Genomic DNA, 18,258 nt, shown 5'->3' on the forward strand with positions numbered 1-18,258 from the left:
TCATGGCAAAATTATTCGAAGGACATTTAGTTGGTACAGGATTAAAAGTAGGGATCGTAGCAGGGCGTTTTAATGATTTTATTTCTGATAAATTGGTATCTGGTGCACAAGACGCTTTCAAGAGACACGGTATTTCTGAAGATGATGTAGACATCGCTTGGGTGCCTGGAGCGTTTGAGATCCCTTTGATCGCGAAAAAGATGGCAGATAGCGGTAACTATGATGCAGTTATAACGCTAGGAGCGGTAATTCGCGGATCAACACCTCACTTTGATTACGTATGTAATGAAGCAGCAAAAGGAGTCGCTCAAGCATCTATGACGAGCGGTGTTCCTGTAATCTTTGGCGTGTTAACCGTTGACTCGATTGAACAAGCGATCGAACGCGCTGGAACGAAAGCAGGAAACAAAGGTTGGGAAGCAGCTGTATCTGCGATTGAAATGGCAAACTTAACGCGTCAATTAGGATAAGATAAGTTGCATGTTTGTGGAAGCCCGTCACTTTTTTAGTGGCGGGTTTTTTTTTGAGTTAGTCGAAGGGTGTCGATTCGAGGGTAACTTTTGGATTGAGAGTAAAAACTCGTGGATTGAGTGCGTAAATTTGTGGATTGAAGGTAAAAATTCGTGGATTAAATGCTACAACTTCTGGATTGAGGGCTGAAACTTTCGGATTGAGGGCTGAAACGACTAGCCTGACACCCTTCTGAAGTATAAATTAACAGCAATTTAAATAATTTTAAGCATATCTAAAAGCAATTGACATAGTTATTAGAATAGTGTTAAGATTACCAAAGTTACAAACTACAAAATTATGGAAAGGATGGTTGTGTCATGGTGAAAGAAATGATTGTTACTCAAATTGCGGTCACTGTTGTAATGAACAACGACTCTACAATTGCATACCATGGCCTGCCGGAAGAGATGTATTAGAATTATTATTCTACATATCTAGCCATTTCTATATACATGTTTGTACGCAGGTCACCCCAGTCGTGACGTGTGTTTTTTTATGATTTTTAAAGCATACCGAGTTCGAATGGTATGCTTTTTTATTTTTGTTTGCATAGAAGAGATCACTCTTCTTGTTGCAATAGATTCACTAAACATGAGGAGGAGAACAAATGAAAAGAAAATTATTGAATGTGTGGCTAGAACGCAAGGATCATACACTTTTTGGGTAGCTTCGTTAAACAACTGTTTAAAAGAAAGGTAGATCGAGAGGAGAGACATTATGTTTTCAGTTTTAGGCAAATTAGCATGGTTCTTTAAGAAACATTGGATACGATACACAATTGCAGTCGTGTTGCTGACTGGCGTTGGGATCATTGAGATCATCCCACCGAAACTTATCGGTAACATCATTGACTCCATTCATATGGGCACGATCACAAAAGAAGACATGATGAAGACTCTTGGAATCTTTGTAGCTGTTCTCGTTTCCATGTACATTACGATGTATATCTGGATGTATCAGCTTTTTGGAGGCGCCTTTATCATCGAGCGCTCGATGCGCTCAAGTTTTATGCGTCACTTATTAAAGATGACCCCTACGTTTTTTGAGAAAAATAGAACAGGAGATTTGATGGCACGTGCAACAAACGATCTAAAAGCCATCTCGATGACTGCTGGATTTGGAATCTTGACACTTGTAGATTCTAGTTTGTTCATGCTGACGATCCTGTTTGTGATGGGTTTCATGATCAGTTGGAAATTAACGTTTGCAGCGCTCATTCCACTGCCGATCATCGCTTTTATCATTAAGAAATACGGAAAAAAAGTACATCAGCGTTTTACTGTTGCGCAAGACGCTTTTGGAGAAATGAACGATTCCGTTCTGGAAAGTATTCAAGGCGTACGTGTTATTCGTGCTTATGTTCAAGAGGAAGAGGATGTAGAGCGTTTCAATAAAGTAACAGAAGATGTATTTGAAAAGAACTTGGCTGTATCAAGAATCGATGCGCTATTTGAACCAACGATCAAGGTTTTAGTAGGTATCAGTTATTTGATCGGTTTAGGTTATGGAGCTTACATGGTATTCCATAAGGCGATCACATTAGGTGAGCTAGTTACCTTCAACGTTTACTTAGGTATGCTGATCTGGCCGATGATCGCGATCGGTGAGCTAATTAATGTCATGGAACGTGGAAGTGCGTCACTTGATCGTGTGAATGAGACGCTTAGCTACGAGCCGGATGTGAAGGATAGAGAAGACCTTGTGCCATTGAAAGATCCAGGAACGATTGCATTCGAAGATGTGACATTCCGATATCCTTCTTCTGAATCAGATAACTTAAAAAACATCAACGTTAAGGTTGAAAAAGGTGCGACCCTCGGAATTGTTGGCCGAACGGGAAGTGGAAAAACAACCCTTCTTAAACAGTTTTTAAGAGAGTATCCGTCCGGAAAAGGAAACATTACATTCTCTGGTGTGGGCATTGAAGATATCGCTCTAGAAGATTTGCAAGGATGGATCGGATACGTACCACAGGATGCTATTCTTTTCTCCAAAACCGTAGAGGAGAATATCTTATTTGGAAATAGTACTGCAGGTGTTGATAAGCTGAATCATGTTATGGAGATGGCATCCTTTAGAAAAGATGTTCAGTACCTTCCGGAAGGATTAAACACGCTTGTCGGTGAAAAAGGTGTGGCCCTATCAGGAGGACAAAAACAGCGTGTGTCTATTGCACGAGCATTGTGTGTAGATCCGGAGATTTTGATCCTAGACGATGCCCTTTCAGCTGTTGATGCGAAAACGGAGACGGCGATCATCGGTAATATCCGTAAAGAACGCGCTGGGAAAACCACTTTTATTACAACACACCGATTGTCAGCAGTTGAACATGCAGATTGGATCATCGTGATCGATGACGGAGCGATCGTGGATCAAGGCAGACACGAGGATTTAATAGCAAGAGACGGCTGGTATAAAGAACAACACGAACGTCAACAGATCGAACAAAACTTAAACGATAATAAGGCGGTGTAGCCATGAACGTTGGAAAACGCCTGTTTCAATACGCACTTCACTATAAAAAGAATTTTATTCTCGGGCTTCTGATGCTTACTGTTGCCATTGGAGCGGAGCTAACTGGACCGTTCATCGCAAAGACGATGATTGATGACCATATTCTTGGTATCGAGCGGCCATGGCATCAAGTGGATAGTAAAGAAAAAGAAGCAGTGAAATACGATGGAAACTGGTATAAGCGAAGTGATCATTTTGATCCTGGAGAAGATAAAGGAAAAGAGATACGGGTTATACAAGTGAAACGAGACTATTTTGTTGTACCAAACAAGATAGCTTTTGATGGGGAACGAAAAGCGAGTAACGGAGAGGTGACGATTTCTTTTAAAGGAAAATCAGAAACCTATCCGGCAGATCAATTAAGTACGAGTGAAACATTTGCTTTTTACAAGCCAGAGATCAGAGGAATCATGAAACTGACCATGATCTACTTAAGTCTTCTCGTTTTTGCAGCATTCTTTCAGTATGGTCAGCGCTATATGTTACAGCGCTCTTCTAATCTGGTTATCAAGAAGATTCGTCAAGATGTGTTCGCTCACGTTCAGCGTGTAGCCATTACGTATTTTGATAATCAACCTGCAGGGAAAATCGTATCTCGTATTACCAATGATACAGAGGCGATCAAAGAATTATTTATTAATGTTCTAGCAAACTTTTTTACAGGAATCATCTATTTGACAGGGATATTCATCGCATTGTTCTTGCTTGATCCTAAGCTTGCAACCATCTGTTTGATCCTGGTCCCGATCCTTGTGGTTTGGATCATTGTTTACAGAAAGTTTGCGTCTAAATACAATCATAAGATTCGTTCTACACTTAGTGACATTAACGGAATGATAAACGAATCGATCAATGGGATGACGATCATTCAAGCATTTAAACAACAAAATAAGACTTCAGAAGAATTTGAAACGATGAATAAAGAATATTTTACCTTTCAAAATAAGCTCTTAAGTCTTAACGCCATGACGGGACATAACCTTGTGTTGTTATTAAAGAACCTTGCATTCATGGCATTCATCTGGCACTTTGGTGGGCAGGCGCTTGGCGTAGGTTCCGTTATCTCAATCGGTGTTCTGTATGCCTTTGTAGATTATTTGAACCGTATGTTCCATCCTGTAACAGGTATGGTTAATCAGCTTGCACAGCTTGAGCAGGCACTTGTTTCTGCAGAGCGAGTATTCGTATTGATGGATGAGCCAGGACAGAAAGTGACTGAATCTGAGATCGAACGATATAAAGGGAATGTAGCGTTTCAAGATGTCACGTTCAGTTACGTAGAAGGTGAACCTGTCCTCAAAAATATCGCTTTCGAAGCAAATCAAGGTGAAACAGTGGCGCTTGTCGGTCATACGGGTTCCGGGAAAAGTTCAATCATGAATCTGTTGTTCCGTTTCTATGACATTAAACAAGGGAAGATCATGATTGATGGGCAAGACATCATGCAGCTTTCTAAACAGGAGCTTCGTCAGCATATGGGAATCGTTCTACAAGATCCATTCTTGTTTACAGGAACGATCGCATCCAATGTAAGCTTAGATAATCCTGAAATCACGCGCGAACAAGTTGAAAAGGCACTGACGGATGTAGGAGCTATGCCGTTTATCAACAATCTGCCAAAAGGGTTGGATGAACCGGTTATTGAAAAGGGAAGTACCCTTTCATCTGGTCAACGTCAATTAATCTCATTTGCAAGAGCGTTAGCGTACAATCCAGCTATCTTAATTCTTGATGAAGCAACGGCAAGTATCGATACAGAAACAGAAGCTGTGATTCAAGAGGCGTTAGATGTGTTGAAGAGAGGAAGAACCACTTTTATTATTGCACACAGACTTTCTACGATTAAGAGTGCTGATCAAATTCTCGTTCTCGATCGTGGTGTGATCGTGGAACGTGGAAGTCATGATGAATTGATGAAAGAAAAGGGACGTTACTTCCAGATGTATCAGCTACAACAAGGAAAAACAGAAACACGTGCAGTAAGTTAAACAAAAAGAAGCTCCTAAGGGGCTTCTTTTCTTTCGTTTATTGATAGAATATTAACCTTCTTCTTTATTCTTTTCATCCATCTCATCGTTTTGTTCGCCATCGTCTACGCCGTTGTCTTGATCAACGCCGTCTCCACAAGCAGTTAATCCACCTAACGTTAACATGGCTGCCAATGTACCAGCTACCCATCTCTTTTTCCACATGTGAACCACTCCTCTTTTCATTTTTTGAAATTATTTTTGTTTAGTGAAAGATTCCCTAAATGAAGTCGATAAAACATATGAATATACAAAATGAGCGATTAGTCGCATGTAAATGCATCAAATTGGATGAAATCTAAGTGATTATCAGGAAGAAGGAAATTGAAATGGCATCTATTTTAAGCATCTTAACAAAAAAGAAGAGTACGACAACCGTGCTGAATCCTACTAAAACGGTTACAGAAGAAGTGAAAATCTTAGTTTCTCCTAACAGTGAGTGGCAGAAGCAACTGAAAATGATTTCATTAACAGTGGATGATTTAGCGATCATTCGCTCGATCAAGCCGTTGATCTCTGAGAATATAGAAGAGATCGTGGACCAATTTTATAAAAATATTGAACACGTTCCTGGCTTGATGGAAATTATTCAAAAACATAGCTCGGTTAATAAGCTCCAATTAACGCTGATTAAGCATATACAAGAAATGTTTGATGGTATTATTGATACAAATTATATCGAACAAAGAAAAGTAATCGCCCACATCCACTTTAAGATCGGTTTGCAGCCGAAATGGTACATCTGTTCTTTTCAAGATATGTTGCTGTCCTTTTTATCGATATTAGACAAACATATTGAGAATAAAAAGGAGTATCAACTCGCTGTTAAAGCAGTAACAAAAATCTTAAACTTTGAACAACAGATTGTTTTAGAGGCTTTTGAATCAGAGCAGATCAAACAAAGAGAAAAACATGAAGAGCAAAAAAGGAAGATCGCATTATCAGTCGGGGATTCTGTGGAAGAACTAGCGAGTATCTCAGAAGAGACAAGTGCAGCCCTGGAAGAGTTAACGTCAAAGGCAGATGAAGTGGTCGTTTTTGCAAAGAGCACAGCAGAATCTGCTGTACAGGTTTCTAATCATTCATTAGCAGGTAAGGAAAAATTAGATGATCATCAGCAAATGATTCTAAAAGTAAAAGACCAATCCAAACAAATTACAGCTGAACTGATCAACTTGGAACAAGCAACTGTTAAAATTAACGATGTTGTAGATATCGTTACAGCGATTGCGGAACAAACGAATCTTCTATCCCTTAATGCGGCGATAGAAGCTGCTCGAGCTGGAGAAGCAGGAAAGGGTTTCTCTGTTGTAGCACATGAAGTTAGAAAGTTAGCAGATCAAACAAAGACTTCTGTTTCAGGTGTTTCCGAACTTGTAAAAAATACACACAAACGAATAGAAGCTGTTACTCAATCTGTAGAAAGTATTCATCATTATATAAACGATAGTGTCAGTGAAGCTACGGAAATATCAGATTTCTTTGTTGCAATCCTATCTAAGATGGACGAGAGTACGGATCGAAGCGGAAAGCTAGAAAAAGAAGTAGAAGTGATGGCTGAAGTAATAGAAGAACTGAGTCATGCTGTAGGACAGATTGCGGTCTCAGCCGATTCGTTAACAGATGTTACGAAAACCATGCAACAAGAATAAAGAAGCGATCCCACGGGATCGCTTCTTTATTTATTGATAACATATTGTGCTCTATTCGTTTCGAATGAAACGATGTTTTCGTCTGTTCGAATATCATTGATTCCATCGATGGGTATCTCGTACGTAATGGTTGGTAGCTCTACTTGTGAACCATCTTCTGCTACATAAGCTGTACCGTGTAAAAACAATATGTGGTCTCCTAAATAGTCATCATGTGCGTCTCTTTGTTCAAAGGTTGCCTTATCCAGTGAGATCCTGATTTGATCTAGATCTCCAGCTTCTTCTTTACGAATAGAAATCTGGTTACCAGCCCACCCATTTAGTAAATCTTTTAGTTCGATTATTTTAGTATCTGACATTGTTTTCACCTCATTATTCAATTTTCCCGTAATCCTTAAACTTAAACCGGCGAATAATGAGTAATTCGTTATAAAAATAGATGTAGGAGCGTTATTTACCTTTTGGATATTGTAATAGGGATGTTGTAGTGTGTGTCGGCAGGACACTATGGATGCAATGTCCATAAGAGGAGAACCAGAGACACACATTACGAGGTAATCTCTTTTTATTACGAGGTAAACCCATTTTTATACGAGGTAATCCTCGATAATTCCGTAGATAAAATTATTTATCAGATTTTCGACAAAAGCTTCCCAGCAATAAACAAAAAAACTCATAAAAAGCATTTTCAGCTCTTTATGAGTCGTTCAGCATTTAAGGGTTTAGCTCTACGATCTTATGAGCTCCCCAAGGTGCCACACTTATGATTACATCCATGTCTTTTGCTTGCTGTTCAAGTTCTTTTCCTGTGTTCTCTTGAACATAATACCTCTCAAATCCATAAGTAAGCTGAATATGATCAAAGGAGTTTTCCCCCCAGACCTTTTCAGCTTTTGCCGTTAACACAACTTGGTTATTCGTTACATCTGGCTTTTTAGAATAAACATTCTTAATAACATAATAACCTTCCTTGTTAGGCTGTAGAACAACATAGGCTTTTTGTTGACCTCGATCGAGTTCAGCTGCATCTCCCCTATAGTTTTTAAGTGGCGTTGTACTAATATCATAACGAAGTGTTACATAATCACCATACAAAAGGTCTCTGGGATCTACGGGAACGGTCTTAATCTTGATCTCTTTTCCAAAATAATCGATGCTGTAATAACTTCCTGCGATAAAGATGAGAAATAGAACTTGCAGAAGGGCAGCGATCATCCAACCTCTTTTTTTAATCATGATGCGGACCTCCGTTCTTTAAGATCTGCTTTTTCTTACGTTGAAGAAATGCATTAAGTATGAATAAAAGAACGCCGCCAAGTAAGAAGAAGATGGACTTCGGCATAAAGGACCAAGCCAGATTAAAGTAACCCATTAAGCAAACGAGCAGAAAAAGTATGATACCAAAATTGATCTGTGAACGACTTTCGTTACGATAGCCTTCAGCAAGTTTGAAGCCTGAATAAACGAACATAATGATTAAATAGACAATGCCTACAATTAATGGATCAGTTACTTTGACAAGGTAAAAGAAAGGCATGAAAATCAATAGTTCCCATGCGTGCATGTATACATTCTCCTGACGTTTTCCGAGGACTGATAGAGCGAACAGCACCACCAATACAGGGATGAACAGAAAAGGTTTAGGTAGATCAAAGTCTGAAGAAAATTCATTTGTAAGTAAGAAATATAATCCGTAAGCAAAACCAAAGGCGATAAGTGTCCCTAGGCGATTAAACGGTTGTTTGAATACTTTCTTTTCAACCCATAAAGAGCTTGTAAATAAAGCGAAGCCAACTAAGAAGAACCAAAGTAGATTAATATCGTTTACCGTAATAAACATAAGAACTTGAATACTAAGTCCAATCGTAAAAATCCAAGATTTTAGAGTGGACGGATACAAGAAAACAAAGCCTCCTACCGCTGTGATAAAAAGAATACATAAAAGATAACTAAAGCTTTGAAATTCACTTATGCTGTAAAGTTGTCCTCCGACTGTTAAAAGCCCAAGAAGGAAGAAATATAGCCTGTGACGATCTCTAAACAAATAAAAGATGGCAGGAAGGCTCCAGAAAACGAATAGACGGGCATCCGCTGCATTAAGATTAAAAGTTTGACCTAAAAGAATGATGCTTGCTCCAAAAGTAATGATTCCAAGAAGATTAAGAGAAGTACCTAATGAACGATGGCCAGCTTTCAAATTCCGTTCACCTGAATAGTAAAAACCGAGCATAAACACGATAAGTAGGGAAAGCCTAGCGATTGGTGAGATTACTCCCCAATTTGATGCGATGAAAGACAAGATTCCTATGCCGATTAATACACTAGCTAGAATAGGTAATACACCAGTAACTTTTCGATTGTCAATCGAGTCAGGATATCTTTCAAGGATTAAATCTAGCTGATCTTCGGAAATAATGTTGTCAGCGATCCACTTTTGACCTTCTTTTCTCATCCATTGTTTGTTCATGTTATACCACCTCAATTCATGTATATGTAGAGCCATAAACATTCAGACGAAACCACAATATTCTCTTTTGGTGTAATTTTACACAACAGAAATTATGTTATCAAGCAATAAATTGAAAAGAGTATACGAAGTCTTATGTTTAGATATAGTTCAAGAAAAAAAGAACAGCTAACTATGCTGTTCCCAAAATTATTACATTTATTTTTTGTCTTGTACATAATGCACAATTTTTAAAATTGTTTTCCGGGGTAAGAATCGAACGATGTTAGCCAAAGCTTTATTTTTAAACCCTGGAATCACCAATGCTTCGTTAGACATTAACGCTTTGTAGCCTGATCGTGCAACATCGCTCGCATCCATCGCACCTGATTGGAACAAACGAGAAGATTCAAGGCTCGCACGTTTTTCAAAGTTTGTAGCTGTAGCACCCGGACAAAGAGCTGTCACACTGACATCGGTATGGCGTAATTCATAGTTGATGGCTTCTGAAAAGGAGAGTACATATGCTTTAGTTGCGTAATAGACAGCCATTAGTGGTCCAGGTTGGAAAGCTGCAGTTGAGGCAACGTTTAAGATCTTCCCTCGATTACGTTTAATCATTCCAGGAAGAAGTTGTTTTGTCAGTGTTGTTAAAGCTGTAATGTTAACTTGAATCATATCTTTTTCATCTTTCCATGATGTCTCATTAAATGGTCCGTATGCAGCGAATCCTGCATTGTTGATCAGAACATCAATCTCAATACCTTTTGCGATAATCTCTGCAGTCAGTTCTTCTGCGGCATCTGGGCGACTTAAGTCTTTAGGGATTACTGTAACGGGAACACCATATTTTTTAGACATCTGCTCAGCAAGCTCATCAAGCTTCATCTGATTTCTAGCTGTAAGCACCAAATGATAGCCGTCTTTTGCAAAGAGATCGGCAAACTCAAGACCAATTCCGCTTGAAGCTCCTGTAATAAGTACAATTTTATTATTTATCATAAGAAACATCCTTTCTGATATCATGTTTATATGTTTAAGAATATCAACATGATATCATAACTACAAAAATAAATAAACACTAACCAATCAAAAAAGGTATGATAAAAGGAATATGAATATTTCGAAAAAGGAGGCGCGCACAATGAAAAATGTAGTGGTTGCAAAACACCCAGCAACAGGTGAAACCATCGATCAGTGGCTAGAAACGGGAGAAAATCAAATACCTGAAATGTTTGAGAAAGCGTCTGCTGCTTTTCAATATTGGTCCACTCGATCATTATAAGCTCGATTAACGTTTATTAAAAAGATCAAGCAGCATCTGTTAGAAAACATGGATGAAATCGTAGATGAAATTTGTGCTGCGACTGGAAAAGTAAAGACAGAAGCTCTAACAGCAGATCTAATGCCTGTCATTGACCTAATCGCGCACTATGAAAAGCGAGCACCCAAAATTTTAAAGCGAAAGAAAGTTTCGACACCACTTCTTTTTATAGGGAAATCTTCATACATGGATTATTTTCCTTTAGGAACAGTTTTAGTCATCTCACCATGGAACTACCCTTTTCAATTATCGATGACACCGATAATCTCTGCTTTGATTGCGGGAAATTCCGTCATTTTAAAACCATCTGAAGTGACACCAACGATTGGATTATTGATTGAAAAAATTGCGAGAGAAGTCAATCTCCCAAAGAATGTTCTTCAAGTTGCGCATGGCGGAAAAGAGCTTGGCCAGGCATTAGTTTCTGGAACACCAGATGGCATCTTTTTTACAGGGTCTGTAGAAACAGGACGTAAGATTGGAGTTGAAGCAAGTAAGAGATTTATTCCTTATACACTCGAACTTGGTGGAAAAGATCCTATGATCGTATTTGAAGATGCTCACCTTAAAAGAGCAGTGAATGGGGCGGTTTGGGGTGCATTCACCAATGCGGGGCAAGTTTGCATGTCGATCGAAAGAGTTTATGTGCAACATGCGATTCATGGAGAGTTCATCGACCGTCTTGTAGAAGAAACGAAAAAGCTGAAACTTGGAGAAGATATAGGTTCATTAACTTTTTCTCATCAAAAAGAGATCATCAGAAGTCACGTGAAGGATGCATTAGATAAAGGTGCTCTTCTGCTTACTGGTAAAGATCCAGATCAGTGGGGAGAAAGCATGTATTTGGAACCAATGATTTTAACGAATGTTACGGAAGATATGAACATCGTTAAAGAAGAGACGTTTGGACCGGTCCTGCCTGTAATATCCTTTTCAACAGAGGAAGAGGCGATTGAAAGGGCGAACAGCACGGAATTTGGATTGAATGCAAGTGTTTGGACAAAGGACGCTACAAAAGCGAATCGTGTGACATCCAAACTTGTAACAGGTAGTGCAGTCATAAATGATGTGTTGGTTTCAGTAGCGAATCCTCATCTGCCGTTTGGCGGTGTGAAAAGCAGCGGTGTAGGCAGGTATCATGGAGACGAAGGATTGTTCATCTTTACTCGTCAGATGTCTGTGATGAAGGATTCGGGTATCAAACAAAGAGAGATCAATTGGTATCCGTATGAAAATAAGTACTCAAACATAAGAACATTGATCAAAGCTTATTTTTCAAACAGTAAAGGGAGAGCGGAACTTATACGTTCAGGCATCAAACAGCTTCGGAAAAAATAAGAGCTGTTTTAGCATTGCAGAGTTGTTTTTGAAGTAGTTGATTTACGTTACAGTTGCTCGCTTTCCACGGGGCGAACGGTGAGCCTCCTGCCGCTTTGCGCCCTTAGGAGTCTCCACCTGACCGCTCGTCCCGTAGGAGTCTCGCAACTTCCACTTCAATCAACTTGTCAAAGAAGTAAATAACAAAAAAAGTTAGCCAAAACAAAAACGATTCAGCCAATCATGCTGAATCGTTTTTTAGAAGTATTTTTTTCAATAGAAATTGAAAGCTTAGTTCTTTAAATAGCTGTTCCTTTTAGTTTTCAATAAGCATCTTTGAAAGGGTGATTGTAGTGTAAGGTGGGAGACTCCTGGGGGATCAGTGTGACAGGTGAGACATCTTATGGCGCAAAGCGGCAAGATGGCTCACCGCACACCCCCCGGAAAGCGAGCAACCTGGAACGGAAATCAACTACTTACAAGAGCAACATTGCATGCGAATACTAAAAATCACAAAATACATTCCTCTTCAATAATGTGAATGAGTTGTTTGAGCTGAACAACGGTTTGATCAAGCGTTAAGAAATAAAAAATCTCTTTTCCTTTTTTCTCAGTCCCAACAATTCCAGCTTCTCGTAAAATTTTTAAGTGATGGGATACGGTTGGACGTGACATTGGAGATTGACTGGCAATATCGGTAACATTCATTTTATCGGTTTCAGCTAAAAGCAGGACAAGGTCTTGTCTGACTGGATCACCCAATGCTTGAAATAAAGGTATTGTTTTTCTAAACATCTCTACTGCATATTCATTTGACATTTTCTTTCACCAACTTTATTCATAATCATCACATGATTTTTCCTTACTATAATTCAGTATAAACCAACTAGACAACTTTTTTGAATACATCCATCGATTTGTAGTGGGAACAACGCTATATATTGCCAGTGATAAGAGCGAATAGAGAAACCACCGAGATACACAATAAGAACAAGGGGGTGAAACACATGGCAAGAAGAAACAAATTGGTTGTCCCAGGAGCACAGCAAGCAATTGATCAAATGAAATATGAGATCGCATCTGAGTTCGGTGTTACACTTGGCCCAGATACAACTGCTCGTGCGAATGGCTCGGTTGGTGGGGAAATGACAAAACGTTTAGTCGCAATGGGTCAGCAACAGTTAAGTGGCGGTAATCGCTAATTTAACATGAAGTTGATACAAAGGGGGTGGAGGAATCCGCTCCCTTTTTAAATCATACAGGAGTTGAAAGTGATGGCGATGTGTCCGATCTGTAATAATTTTCAAACCATAAACGTTCGCTGTCCGGAATGCGGAAGAGCCGTTCAAGATCAAGGAAGAGTGAGTGATTTTTTCGATGATTACAGCCCTTATATGGAAGTAGATGAACTCAAGCTTGAGGATGGATATCCCGATAATTTTGCAGAAAGTCAGTGCCCACATGTGTTTTATTGTGATGCTTGTCACCAAGAAGTTTTATTTTTTATAGGTGAGTGGGAATAAAAAAAACCTTCATATCTAAAAGAGACATGAAGGATTAATGGCTGATTCGGATTCTTTTTTCAAGCAGCACGCGAAGGCCATCCAGAAGGGACGTTAAAATCCAATAGATCACTGCAGCTTCTAAGAGTACAGGAAGTACGATCAATTGTGAGGCACTGATCTGATCTGCCGCCAAGGTAAGCTCTGGTACTGTAATGACGGATGCTAATGAAGAGGCTTTAACGATATCGATCAATGAATTCCAAACGGATGGGATGGAGATTCTCCATGCTTGGGGAAGAATGACTTCCTTATAGGTAAGATATCTGTTCATTCCAAGTGAGAATGCGGCTTCCCATTGGCCTTTTTCGATCGATTGAATGGCTCCGCGATAGGATTCTGCAATATAGGCACTAAAATGAAGAATGAGTCCAGCGAGAGCTGCCTGCCATCCTTCTGGTACATAGATAAACGTGAAACCGTTGTAGAGAATCAATAATTGAATTAATAATGGCGTTCCTCTAAAGAAAGAAATATACCCCTTAGCAATCCCTGACAAGAATTTATTCGATGACATCCTGCATAACGCAACAACCAATCCGAAAACAAGCGCTCCGAAAATCGACACAAGACTTATGACGATAGTAAAAACAGCTCCCTCCAACAAATAGGGGAGGGAGTTGATCAGAATTTCTGATAAGTTATTCACTTACATTTTCTCCGAAATATTTTTCAGAAAGCTTTTTCAGTGTGCCGTCTTTCTTCATTTCTTCAAGCGCTTTGTTTACATCTTTAATGAGATTCTTATCATCTTTTCGGAATGCAAATGCCATTTCATTCTCGTTAAAAGGTTCACCAACCGCTTTAACGTTATAATCCGTTTTCTTTAATTCTGTCAGGATGAAAAGCTGATCGTTCATTGCAGCATCTACACGATTAACATCTAGGTCTGTTAAAACTTGTGCAGCCCCTTTATAGAACTTTGTTTTTGCTCCAGCTTTTTCAGCTTCAGCAGCATAGTTACTTCCTTGTGTTGTACCGACTACTTTGCCTTTTAAATCTTCAATTCCTTTAATATCTTTGTTGTCTTTGTTGACGATAACTTGTCCACCAGACACGGTATAAGGAGTCGAGAAATCATATTTAGCTTTTCTTTCGTCCGTGATGGTTACTTGATTCGCTACAAGGTCAAATCGTTTGGAGTCTAGAGACGTAAACATGTTCTTCCATTCAGTTGCAACAAACTTCGGCTCCATATCAAGACGCTTGGCAACTTCTTTAGCTACTTCAACATCATACCCAGTGATTTCGTTTGTCTTTTTATCGCGGTATGAGAAAGGTGGGTATGTAGCTTCTGTACCTATTGTAAGTACTTTTTTATCCGTGTTCGAACCTGATTTTGACTCGTCTGAATTTCCGCATGCTGACAACAGAATGACAGAAAGAGCGAGAGCTGACAGGAATTTAAATGTGTTTTTCAAGTGAAGTCCTCCTAGTCAGGATAATCCCGACAAATTTTATAGAATTTATTGTATAAACGAATGACGATTTCGTCAATCATTAAACATTTTCCCCGATAAAGAAAAAAATAACAGCGGAAATATAAGAAAACCTTTTTAACACAAAAAAAGGTTGAGGCGAAGAATTCAATCTTCGGGCTCAACCCTTTACTTAATTTTAGATTATCGGATACGTAGCTCTGTTTCTTTATCAAAGAAATGTGCTTTGTTCATGTCAAACGCAAGGGAGATGTCCTGACCGTTGCGAATGTCTGTACGAGAATCTACTCGTGCGATAAAATCTTGTCCGCTAACTGTAGAGTATAAGAATGTTTCAGCACCCATCAGTTCAGCAACATCGATCTTCGCTTCGATCTTTGTGTTTGAAGATGACTCTAAGAATACAGGCTCATCATGAATATCTTCAGGACGAATACCTAGAATTACAGCTTTGTTATTGTAGCCTTTTTCTTGTAGAATCTTCATTTTTCCACCAGGAACTGCAATCTTCGTGTCACCTACTTTGAAGAATCCATCTTCAAGCGTACCGTTTAAGAAGTTCATTGCAGGGCTTCCAATGAATCCACCAACAAAGACGTTCTCAGGAGTATCATATACTTCTTTCGGAGATCCAACTTGTTGGATGCGTCCGTCTTTCATAACAACGATACGTGTTGCCATCGTCATCGCTTCTGTTTGGTCATGCGTTACATAGATGGTAGTCGTTTGCAAACGTTGGTGAAGTTTTGTGATCTCTGCACGCATCTGAACACGAAGTTTTGCATCAAGGTTGGATAACGGCTCATCCATCAAGAATACTTTTGCATCACGAACGATCGCCCGTCCTAGTGCAACACGCTGACGCTGACCACCTGAAAGCGCTTTTGGTTTACGATCTAAGTATTGCTCAAGCCCAAGAATACGTGCTGCTTCTTTAACGCGCTTTTCAATTTCTTCTTTGCTGAACTTTCTTAGTTTAAGACCGAATGCCATGTTGTCATAAACGTTCATGTGAGGATATAGGGCATAGTTTTGGAAAACCATCGCGATGTCACGATCTTTTGGCGCTACATCATTTACAACGCGATCGTCGATGATAAGGTCACCTTCAGAAATTTCTTCTAGACCAGCGATCATACGAAGCGTTGTTGATTTACCGCAACCAGATGGTCCTACGAATACGATGAATTCTTTATCCGAAATATCAAGGTTGAAATCATGTACAGCTGTTACTTTATTATCATATCTTTTTACGATGTTATTTAACTTAATACCTGCCATGTTTTATAATTCCCCTTCCGATGTAAACGTTTTCTTAATGTTTTAAGTTTACGCTTTCATATCGGTAATCGTAAATGGACGACATGCCTAAAATAAAAAATCCTCTTTATGCAATGTGCACAAAGAGGGTGTTTGTAGTTATCGAGGGTCTAATTTTCGAATAAGCAGACTGCCCGAGGCAAAAAGGAAAAAGAAAGGGAGAAAGATAGCGATCAAGCATATGGCTGCAAGGTGTGGGTTCTCTACACCATAATCTGCGATAAAGCGCATGATGCCATAAATATTAAAAATAATCTCAAGAATTAAAAGGTTAGATAAAAGAATCCAAAAGATGGTCTTGGATTGCCCAAAAAGAGAAGGAGCTGTATTTTTCAGCATATAAACAATGATGAGATATATGGTCTTTAAACCCTTTCCTTTTGCAAATTCAATATAACTTTTATTAGCTTCTTCTTCCAATATTAAGATTAAGTATTTCATTACATATAGAGTAGGAAGGATTGAAATCGTGAATATGGGCAAAAAATATGCTTCTGTTTTGTATACGTTTACGATGTTGAACATGAGGAATCCGGTCGTTTTATAAAACCAAATCACTGTAAGCTGTACTAATATGATGATGAAAACATCTGGCAATATTTCAATCGCAAGTATGGCTTTCTTGATGATGGACCTGATGCGGTATGGAAAGACCATATATATAACAGTGAGACTGATTCCTACTAGGAGACTTGCTAAAAGCCCTCCCATAAAAAACGTTAAAGATTGCGGATACACTTCTAAAAGGGCAGGTAAAAGCGGGTAGTCATTTCCATTAGAGTAATAGGTAGTTTGTGTAAGGTTCATGAGTTGCTGCACTGTAAATTTAATTTGTTCGAAATAAGCCACTAGTTCAAACTGAATGCTATTCGTTAAAAAAGAATTGTTATCAAGTTGCCCGGTATCAATTAATCTAGTGTTATTCATCAGCACCGAATAGTCATAAATAAGGACAGGCAGTGAAGTGAAAAGAAGAATCCCTAAAAGTGATAATAAAAAGAATGAAAGTAATTTTTCAGCCGTTTTGATCATGCGTTCAGCCTCTCTTTCTTTACTGGCATAAATGAAGCTGTTGGAAGGGTTTCTTCAGAGGACGTTATCTTTTTCTTCTGCTTTTTGGATAGTTGATTTTCACTCTTAGCCATACCGGAGACCATTAAATTTATGGCGATAGTACATAGAACAAAACAACATACAGGAGCGATTACGAGTATTGGAGCGCCATAATAAAAGTCCCAGTTCTGAACGATCAAACTACCCCATTCATGAGAATCTGAGAAGGTTCTTTCATACGTAACAGGTGTACCCGAAACACCTGGAAGCGTATATGTGATCTTTGTAAATCCCCCAACGAAAATCTTTAAAAAAGCAAGATGGGCGAGTATAGCTAAGGTTTGCCCGGCTTGCTGAACGGTTAAGAGCAGAAGCTTAGGTGATAGACAGGGGAGGATATGCTTCATAAAGATGTGAATTCTTCCTCCTCCTAGAAGCGGTGCATGGTGAATAAATTCTTCCTTTGACAAGATAGAGATTTCATTTGCAATTTGGACGGATAAGACGGGCACAGTCAACACGACGAGCACACAGGTAGTGATCATAAATTGTGTGAAGTCAGAATAGCTCCAACTGAAAGCAATAATAGCGGGTGCGATGAGCAGGTAAGCGAAAATAGACAGTGGTGCGAAGTAAAAAATATCTGAAATTCGATTGATCAGTTTTTTTATAAAGCTTGGAACCATAAGAAGAATAAATGAAATCAATATGGAAAGAACCATTCTGCTGATCGTAATTAATACGACAAAACCGAGCGTATATTTTGCTCCTTCAAGCAGGACGAACACGTAATTGTTTCCAAATTGATCTGAACCAAGTGGGTATTCTGCACTTCTTTCAAAAGGTGCTCGGTCAATCATCTTTCCTTTGTCATCATAAAGAATGTTTGAAGGTGTACTTTCTTCCTTCAAAAGTGAATAGGTTATACTCCCACTAAGAAGTACGACTAAGATTATTAGTCCGATTGAAAAAGAAGGTTGTTTAAAATACTTCATACCTCTAAATCCCCCTGTTAAATCACGTTATCTCTATTTTTTAGAAATAATTCGACATAGGGGGTCTTATTCCTTTATTTGTAAAAAGGGGTTTTG

The 18,258-nt window shown here is 38.9% G+C and carries 19 protein-coding genes; 8 read left to right on the forward strand and 11 right to left on the reverse strand.

What is annotated here, in order from left to right; translation table 11 throughout:
* The first annotated feature begins 2 nt into the window (after positions 1-2).
* The 3 genes from ribH (at position 3) to ACFS5O_RS00960 (ending at position 5,015) form a co-directional block, all read left to right on the forward strand.
* The gene (gene ribH / locus ACFS5O_RS00950) at positions 3-470 is read left to right on the forward strand and encodes a 6,7-dimethyl-8-ribityllumazine synthase (RefSeq protein ID WP_066239884.1); all 468 of its coding nucleotides are present in this window, start codon (positions 3-5) and stop codon (positions 468-470) included.
* A gap of 760 nt (positions 471-1,230) precedes the next feature.
* Complete coding sequence (locus ACFS5O_RS00955; RefSeq protein WP_205724588.1) at positions 1,231-2,988, forward strand: ABC transporter ATP-binding protein; 1,758 nt, start codon at positions 1,231-1,233, stop codon at positions 2,986-2,988.
* A 2-nt stretch (positions 2,989-2,990) separates the two neighbouring features.
* On the forward strand, positions 2,991-5,015 hold the full coding sequence (locus ACFS5O_RS00960; RefSeq protein WP_205724589.1) for an ABC transporter ATP-binding protein: 2,025 nt from the start codon (positions 2,991-2,993) through the stop codon (positions 5,013-5,015).
* Positions 5,016-5,066: 51 nt separating this feature from the next.
* On the opposite strand, the gene ACFS5O_RS00965 is transcribed toward ACFS5O_RS00960, so the two are convergent.
* A complete protein-coding gene (locus ACFS5O_RS00965; RefSeq protein ID WP_194270893.1) occupies positions 5,067-5,219 on the reverse strand; it encodes a hypothetical protein in 153 nt (50 codons plus the stop codon).
* Between the two features lie 164 nt (positions 5,220-5,383).
* Between ACFS5O_RS00965 and ACFS5O_RS00970 the strand changes: the two genes are divergently transcribed.
* The gene (locus ACFS5O_RS00970) at positions 5,384-6,706 is read left to right on the forward strand and encodes a protoglobin domain-containing protein (protein ID WP_205724590.1); all 1,323 of its coding nucleotides are present in this window, start codon (positions 5,384-5,386) and stop codon (positions 6,704-6,706) included.
* A 26-nt stretch (positions 6,707-6,732) separates the two neighbouring features.
* Here ACFS5O_RS00970 and ymzB read toward each other — a convergent pair whose 3' ends face one another.
* The 4 genes from ymzB to ACFS5O_RS00990 all read right to left on the reverse strand — a co-directional run bounded on the left by ymzB (position 6,733) and on the right by ACFS5O_RS00990 (position 10,154).
* The gene (ymzB, locus tag ACFS5O_RS00975) at positions 6,733-7,065 is read right to left on the reverse strand and encodes a protein YmzB (protein WP_205724591.1); all 333 of its coding nucleotides are present in this window, start codon (positions 7,063-7,065) and stop codon (positions 6,733-6,735) included.
* Positions 7,066-7,420: 355 nt separating this feature from the next.
* Positions 7,421-7,942 carry a GDYXXLXY domain-containing protein gene (locus ACFS5O_RS00980; RefSeq protein ID WP_205724592.1) on the reverse strand — a complete coding sequence of 174 codons (522 nt, stop codon included), beginning with the start codon at positions 7,940-7,942 and terminating at the stop codon, positions 7,421-7,423.
* Positions 7,935-9,173 carry a DUF2157 domain-containing protein gene (locus ACFS5O_RS00985; protein ID WP_205724593.1) on the reverse strand — a complete coding sequence of 413 codons (1,239 nt, stop codon included), beginning with the start codon at positions 9,171-9,173 and terminating at the stop codon, positions 7,935-7,937. The genes ACFS5O_RS00980 and ACFS5O_RS00985 overlap by 8 nt, the downstream gene beginning before the upstream one ends.
* A gap of 198 nt (positions 9,174-9,371) precedes the next feature.
* Positions 9,372-10,154: an SDR family NAD(P)-dependent oxidoreductase gene (locus ACFS5O_RS00990; RefSeq protein WP_318300073.1), complete on the reverse strand. Its 783-nt coding sequence runs from the start codon at positions 10,152-10,154 to the stop codon at positions 9,372-9,374.
* Positions 10,155-10,296: 142 nt separating this feature from the next.
* Between ACFS5O_RS00990 and ACFS5O_RS00995 the strand changes: the two genes are divergently transcribed.
* Positions 10,297-10,437: a hypothetical protein gene (locus tag ACFS5O_RS00995; protein ID WP_318300074.1), complete on the forward strand. Its 141-nt coding sequence runs from the start codon at positions 10,297-10,299 to the stop codon at positions 10,435-10,437.
* Between the two features lie 15 nt (positions 10,438-10,452).
* Positions 10,453-11,814, forward strand: a complete 1,362-nt coding sequence (locus ACFS5O_RS01000; protein ID WP_318300089.1) for an aldehyde dehydrogenase family protein — start codon at positions 10,453-10,455, stop codon at positions 11,812-11,814.
* 489 nt (positions 11,815-12,303) lie between these two features.
* Here the strand turns inward: ACFS5O_RS01000 and ACFS5O_RS01005 are convergent, their stop codons facing one another.
* On the reverse strand, positions 12,304-12,612 hold the full coding sequence (locus tag ACFS5O_RS01005; protein WP_066391336.1) for an ArsR/SmtB family transcription factor: 309 nt from the start codon (positions 12,610-12,612) through the stop codon (positions 12,304-12,306).
* Between the two features lie 188 nt (positions 12,613-12,800).
* Here ACFS5O_RS01005 and ACFS5O_RS01010 point away from each other — a divergent pair, with 188 nt between their 5' ends.
* On the forward strand, positions 12,801-12,995 hold the full coding sequence (locus ACFS5O_RS01010; protein ID WP_066239924.1) for an alpha/beta-type small acid-soluble spore protein: 195 nt from the start codon (positions 12,801-12,803) through the stop codon (positions 12,993-12,995).
* Between the two features lie 72 nt (positions 12,996-13,067).
* The gene (locus tag ACFS5O_RS01015; protein WP_153239418.1) at positions 13,068-13,316 is read left to right on the forward strand and encodes a hypothetical protein; all 249 of its coding nucleotides are present in this window, start codon (positions 13,068-13,070) and stop codon (positions 13,314-13,316) included.
* A gap of 34 nt (positions 13,317-13,350) precedes the next feature.
* On the opposite strand, the gene ACFS5O_RS01020 is transcribed toward ACFS5O_RS01015, so the two are convergent.
* From ACFS5O_RS01020 to ACFS5O_RS01040, 5 genes are all read right to left on the reverse strand, one after another.
* Positions 13,351-14,004 (reverse strand): amino acid ABC transporter permease, encoded by a 654-nt coding sequence (locus tag ACFS5O_RS01020; protein ID WP_205724595.1) that lies wholly within the window; start codon positions 14,002-14,004, stop codon positions 13,351-13,353.
* A complete protein-coding gene (locus ACFS5O_RS01025) occupies positions 13,997-14,776 on the reverse strand; it encodes a transporter substrate-binding domain-containing protein (protein WP_318300075.1) in 780 nt (259 codons plus the stop codon). Before ACFS5O_RS01025 ends, ACFS5O_RS01020 begins: the two co-directional genes overlap by 8 nt.
* A 201-nt stretch (positions 14,777-14,977) precedes the next feature.
* Positions 14,978-16,075, reverse strand: coding sequence for an ABC transporter ATP-binding protein (locus tag ACFS5O_RS01030; protein ID WP_205724596.1), 1,098 nt, complete (start codon positions 16,073-16,075; stop codon positions 14,978-14,980).
* Positions 16,076-16,213: 138 nt separating this feature from the next.
* A complete protein-coding gene (locus ACFS5O_RS01035) occupies positions 16,214-17,146 on the reverse strand; it encodes an ABC transporter permease subunit (protein ID WP_205724597.1) in 933 nt (310 codons plus the stop codon).
* Positions 17,143-18,162, reverse strand: a complete 1,020-nt coding sequence (locus tag ACFS5O_RS01040) for a hypothetical protein (RefSeq protein ID WP_205724598.1) — start codon at positions 18,160-18,162, stop codon at positions 17,143-17,145. The genes ACFS5O_RS01035 and ACFS5O_RS01040 overlap by 4 nt, the downstream gene beginning before the upstream one ends.
* Positions 18,163-18,258: the final 96 nt, after the last annotated feature.

The sequence above is a fragment of the Fictibacillus nanhaiensis genome, from assembly GCF_042686385.1.
GTDB lineage: Bacteria > Bacillota > Bacilli > Bacillales > Fictibacillaceae > Fictibacillus > Fictibacillus nanhaiensis.